The 5,232-nt window shown below is 59.5% G+C and carries 6 protein-coding genes; all 6 read right to left on the bottom strand.

Features of this window, described 5'->3' with window-relative positions; all coding sequences use genetic code 11:
* Positions 1-1,131, bottom strand: a 1,131-nt coding sequence (locus B3C64_RS04645; protein ID WP_291534061.1) for a hypothetical protein, incomplete at its 3' end; no start/stop codon positions are given.
* A gap of 7 nt (positions 1,132-1,138) precedes the next feature.
* Complete coding sequence (locus B3C64_RS04640; protein ID WP_291534063.1) at positions 1,139-1,831, bottom strand: histidine phosphatase family protein; 693 nt, start codon at positions 1,829-1,831, stop codon at positions 1,139-1,141.
* A gap of 197 nt (positions 1,832-2,028) precedes the next feature.
* On the bottom strand, positions 2,029-2,463 hold the full coding sequence (gene rsfS, locus B3C64_RS04635) for a ribosome silencing factor (protein ID WP_291534059.1): 435 nt from the start codon (positions 2,461-2,463) through the stop codon (positions 2,029-2,031).
* A 2-nt stretch (positions 2,464-2,465) separates the two neighbouring features.
* The gene (gene glmU / locus B3C64_RS04630) at positions 2,466-3,848 is read right to left on the bottom strand and encodes a bifunctional UDP-N-acetylglucosamine diphosphorylase/glucosamine-1-phosphate N-acetyltransferase GlmU (RefSeq protein ID WP_291534057.1); all 1,383 of its coding nucleotides are present in this window, start codon (positions 3,846-3,848) and stop codon (positions 2,466-2,468) included.
* Positions 3,849-4,096: 248 nt separating this feature from the next.
* On the bottom strand, positions 4,097-4,801 hold the full coding sequence (locus B3C64_RS04625) for an SdpI family protein (RefSeq protein WP_291534055.1): 705 nt from the start codon (positions 4,799-4,801) through the stop codon (positions 4,097-4,099).
* Positions 4,798-5,076, bottom strand: coding sequence for an autorepressor SdpR family transcription factor (locus B3C64_RS04620; protein ID WP_291534053.1), 279 nt, complete (start codon positions 5,074-5,076; stop codon positions 4,798-4,800). Before B3C64_RS04620 ends, B3C64_RS04625 begins: the two co-directional genes overlap by 4 nt.
* Between the last annotated feature and the right edge of the window lie 156 nt (positions 5,077-5,232).

The following is a 5,232-nucleotide window of genomic DNA, read 5'->3' as shown; positions in this document are numbered from 1 at the left end:
ACCGCTATCGGATCCGGAGCCGCTGCCCTGGCTTGGGCTTCCAGTTGAACCGCCTGAAGCGCCAGATCCGGAACTGGAACCGGACCCGCTGCCACCAGGCGTGGAGCTCGAGGATGAACCGCTCGAATTGCCGGAGGAGGAACCATTGGAGTTCCCGTTAGCACCGTTAGTGGTGCCACTGGTGCCGCTGTTAGATGATTCGTCTTTCGAAGTATCCTTCGATTGGCCGTCACCTTTGGCCGTGCCCTCGTTCTCGCTCTCGCCATCGTTCTGGTTGTCGGACGGCTTGTATTCAGGGTTGGGCGTCACGCCGCTGTTGGTCTGGTCGTTCTGGTCGTCGTTCTCCTTCTGCGAAGGAACGCTCTTGGAGTGGTGGACGGCGTCGCGCACGACGGTGTCGGTTCCTTGCCCGCCGGTGAACGCAAGAATCAGCCCGGCGCTGATGCCCACACCGACCAAGGCGCTGACGACGGCGATGATGATCGGCGCATGCTTGCCGTGCAGCCACGCAAGGTATTTCGCTCCGTTCTTGCCGGCATGCTGCACTTGGGCGGCTCCAGCGAACTTCTTGCCCGTTGCGGAACTCTTCCCCGTCTGACCATCTTGCACCGGTGTCAAGGAAGTCGTTGCATCAACATCGGCGAGATCGCCCAGAACCCGGGTCTCCCCAGCATCCGCCTGTTCGCCGGCATCCTGCCCGGAGGCGATGACCCGCGGTTTAGCCGCCGGCATCACCGATGTCGCATCAGTCAGGACGGCGGTCTCATCGCCGGTCTGCTTGGTATCAGATTCGGAAGACCGGGCCTCGCCGTTTCCGTCATTTTGCGCCGTACCGTCGTTCGACGAAACGGCGTTCTGCAGCTTCTCCCCCGATGCCTTGAGCACGTTCTTGTAGACCTGCGTCGCAACGGCCGATACGATAGAACCGGCCGCGACTCCGATGACGGAACCCGCGATGCCGATTTTCGCCGACATCAGGAACGACGTCACCGCCGCAAGCGCGCCTGCGGAAATCGAGGAAATGGAAATTCCCTTGAAAAAATTCTTCACAAGCCATGAGAATAGCCAATTTCGCTTCAAAAGAACTGGCGATTCTGTGAAAAGCTTGAAAATGTGGAATCCCTTCCACACACGTCTTTTACAGTCGCGGATTCTCCCATTGGTCACTGTAGGCGATGGCCGGACCGTGGTTGTATTCGGCGAGCCGCCACCGCAATGTGCCACCGATCTCCAGCGGAACCAGACGCGTCCAATGTGCGTTGCGCATCGCCAGCACGTCGGCGAAATCGTCATGCACCTGATTGAGACCGAGCAGCGTCTGCAAGGTCTGTGTAATCCATGCGCCGTGGGAGAACACGTACAGGTCGGTATCTTCGCCACCCTTCAGCACCCATTCGTTCAGCGCTTCGACGCCTCGACACCCGACATGGTCCTTCGGCTCCGCGCCGTATTTGAGCTCTCCGCCACGGAATTCCGCCCAGGAACGGTAATCCTCCGGATATCGTTCGGCAAGCTCCTCCACGGATACGCCTTCCCAATCCCCGAAGCTGCGTTCCCTGACGCGGGCATCCGGATGCACCTCCAGACCGAGCGGATCGGCGAAGGCATGCGCCGTCGCGGCGGCACGGCCGAGGTCGGAGCACACCACCAACTGGTTCACGGCCTTTTTCTGATGGTCGACGTACAGTTCGCGCAATGCCTGCGCGGTCTGCTTGACCTGCCAGCGGCCGACTTCGTCGAGCGGAATGTCCACTTGGCCCTGGAGACGGTGCTGTGCGTTATATGACGTGCGTCCGTGACGGACCAGAGTAATGGACCGCACATGCTGCATATGGGCAGCAGAGGCAACGGAAGTAACGGCGGCGGGAGTGTTGCCGCTTGGGTTTTCGTCGTTTTGGGGCATGATGACCTTCCCTTGTTCGTGCGTGCGTTCAGCCAATGATCGCTCATGGCTCGAACGGCTCGTATCAGAGTCCATATAAAAGTCGTGCCTTCCACACCGGTTCGGAGGGAAGGCACGACATATGCTTATTCGGCGGATTCCGCGGATTCGTCGGACCTCTCGTCGGAATCGGCCGATTCACCCGTGTTCTCGGGATGCGCGAGCTGCAAGTCGATGCTCGGGCAATCCTTCCACAGACGTTCGAGGCGGTAGAAATCGCGGGACTCCTGATGCATGATGTGAATCACGAAGTCGCCGTAGTCGAGCAGCACCCACTGCCCTTCGGTCAAGCCCTCGCGGGAACGCGGCTGGCGCTTGCCGCACTTGAGGTACAGGTCCTTCTCGACCTCTTCGGCGACCGCGAGCACCTGGCGCTCGTTGGACGCGCTGGCGATAAGCATCGCATCGGTGATGGCCAGCGGCTCGGTGACGTCGAACGCCACGATGTCGGTGGCCTTCATGCGGTCCGCGGCTGCGGCGGCGATGCGGATGGCGTTGATGGAATCTTGTAATGCAGGCATGCTCAGCGCTCCCATTCGGGCTTCCAGCCCTCTACTACATGTTGTGTGTTTTCCGAATAGACCATGGAATCGGACGGCACGTCGTGGCGGACCACGGAACCGGCACCGGTGGTGACGCCGTCGCCGACCTTGACGGGTGCGACGAACAGATTGCCGGCGCCCACGTGGGCGTTTGATCCGATGGTGGTGTGGTTCTTGTGCACGCCGTCGTAGTTGGCGGTGATGGTGCCGCCGCCGATGTTGGTGTGCTCGCCCAGATCGGCGTCGCCGACATAGCTCAGGTGCGGCACCTTGGTGCCGTTGCCGATGTGCGCTTTCTTCATTTCCACGAAGGCGCCGGCCTTGGATTCCTCTCCGAGCTCATTGCCCTGGCGCAGGTAGGTCCACGGTCCGATATTCGCCGCGCGGCCGATATGGGTCTCCTGCACGCGGGAACGTTCCACGTGTGCGTCGGCGTCGATCGTGGCGCTGATCAATGTGGTGTACGGGCCGATCTCAGCGCCTTCGCCAATCACCGTGCTCCCCTGAAGGAAGCTGCCCGGAAGAATCACCGCGTCGCGGCCGATGCGCACGTCATCCTCAATCCAAGTGGTGTTCGGATCGAGAATGGTCACGCCGTCGCGCATCCACTGCTCGCATACGCGGATGTTGTGGGCCTTGGCGAGCGCGGCGAGCTGTACGCGGTCGTTGACGCCTTCCACGCTCAGTGGGTCGGGCGCGGCGTATGCGCCGACCGCGCCGTGGGCCTTGGCGGTCTCGAGGGCGTCGGTCAGGTAGAACTCGCCCTGCGCGTTGTTGGATTTCAGGTTGGCGATGGCCTCGGAAAGCAGGTCCGCGTCGAAAACGTATACGGAGGTGTTCACCTCGTGCACGGCCAGTTCGCTGCTGTTGGCGTCTTTCTGTTCCACGATGCGCAGCACGTTGCCTTCGCTGTCGCGGATGATGCGGCCGTATCCGGTCGGATCATCGAGAATGGTGGTGAGCACGGTCGCGCCGTTGCCGCTGCGCTCGTGGAAGTCGAGCAGGCTGTTCAGCGTTTCCGGGTCAAGCAGCGGCATGTCGGATGCCGTGATGAGTACTGCACCGTTTAAATCGCCCTGCTTCTTGAGCTGCGCCATCGCGCACTGCACCGCGCGTCCGGTGCCGGGCTTGTCGTCCTGGTTGACGATGGTGACGTGCTCGTTGTACGAGCGCGCGGCTTCGGCGACGCGTTCCGCCTGGTAGTGCACCACCACGGCGAGCGTTTCGGGGTTGAGGGCCGATACAGAGTCCATCACACGGTTGAGGAATGTTTTGCCGGCCAAGGTGTGCAGCACCTTCGGTTTGTTGGAACGCATGCGGGTGCCTTCGCCCGCGGCAAGGATGATTGCGGCGCTCAGTGCCATCTTTCGCCTTCCATTTCGCTTACATCTGGCAGAAGCATCCAACGAGGCATCCGTTCCGTCGAATATCGGAAGATGCCTTGGATTTCAATGCAACCGCGATTGTATAAAGGAGGTCAGGACAATATCGAGGCGGTGAAATGCCTTATGCTTCCTACAAAACGAAGCCTCACCTCCCCACCCCTTGCTGCCCGTTGAATAAAAATCGACGGCCGCAAAACAACAATCGAGATAACGGATCCGACCGCGTATTAGCCGTTGTAGGACTTGCGCCGAATAAGATATGAGTAGCCGTACGCGACGGCAATGGAACCAGCTGTAAGCATAATAACCGCGACTAAAAACCAACTTTCCGGCAATAGACCGCTCATGAATCCCAAGGCGGTTATACCGACGCCAACCACCATGAAGCACACCCCGCCGAATCGATGAGTACGCCTCCAATTATCCGTGTCGGCAAGAGTCCAAGGGGTTTTAATGCCGAGTGTGCAATTCTGTCTGATGCGAGGCAGATAATTGCCCATGCCTATGAGAAGAGCGCCAATTCCCCCGGATACGATGATGTTGACCATGCCCCTGCCGGCCAGAAGTCCCCAAGACGCGAGTTCGCCGAACCAGCCGATGGCGCCTATGAAAATCGTGAACGCAATCACGAATCCCTGATAGAAGCCGCCGGACTTGGTGTATGCGGAACCTTTCGGGTCAAGACGCGGCGTCGCGTAAAACAATGCCAGCAGAACCAATGGAAGCGCGCCCAGAATAGGCGCAACCCAGCGCGGACCCCATCCGTCCGCGCTACCATCCACACCCCAATGCACAGGAATGCGCTCAGGCAACGTTGGCATAGCGATAAGGTGCGCCATGACGTTCAACAACGATATCATCACGAGACCAATCCACACGTAGGCATGGATGCCAGCCATGCCCTGGCCACCTCTGGAATTGTTGTCATTCATTGTCGCTCGTCCTCCTTGGTGCTGACGAAGCCCATAAACCATCCGATCAAATCCTGCATGACCGTAGTGTTGAGGCTGTATATGATGTTCTGCCCGTGCCGCTCGTCGGTCACGAGACCGGCATTCTTGAGCGTTGCCAGATGATGGCTGAGCGAGGGCTTGCTGATGTCGAAATGCTCGGCAAGCTCCCCTGCCGTCAGATCCTTCGCCTGCAATAGCTCCAATATGCGCCGGCGCGTGGGGTCGGCCAACGCCTTGAATCCCTCCCCCGGCATCATTCTCCTCTCGACGGTGGGCTTGACTCTACAATACCAGATATTTAGATAATTGTCTAAATATCTAAAGTTTGCAGATGGACGATAAGAAGTTCGTGCATACGATTTCGGATGATCCCTCCCGTCGTCCAAGAAACGGCCTTCCCCACCCGGATG

This window comes from Bifidobacterium sp. UBA6881 (assembly GCA_002451435.1).
GTDB lineage: Bacteria > Actinomycetota > Actinomycetes > Actinomycetales > Bifidobacteriaceae > Bifidobacterium.
Note: the sequence above shows the minus strand (reverse complement) of the source record. Positions and strands in the feature narration are given on the sequence as shown.

What these genes read in the sequence shown, in the direction of transcription:
- B3C64_RS04640 (WP_291534063.1), bottom strand. Translation starts at nt 1,831, where the DNA reads ATGCAGCATGTGCGGTCCATTACTCTGGTCCGTCACGGACGCACGTCA.
- rsfS (WP_291534059.1), bottom strand. Translation starts at nt 2,463, where the DNA reads ATGCCTGCATTACAAGATTCCATCAACGCCATCCGCATCGCCGCCGCA.
- glmU (WP_291534057.1), bottom strand. Translation starts at nt 3,848, where the DNA reads ATGGCACTGAGCGCCGCAATCATCCTTGCCGCGGGCGAAGGCACCCGC.
- B3C64_RS04625 (WP_291534055.1), bottom strand. Translation starts at nt 4,801, where the DNA reads ATGAATGACAACAATTCCAGAGGTGGCCAGGGCATGGCTGGCATCCAT.
- B3C64_RS04620 (WP_291534053.1), bottom strand. Translation starts at nt 5,076, where the DNA reads ATGCCGGGGGAGGGATTCAAGGCGTTGGCCGACCCCACGCGCCGGCGC.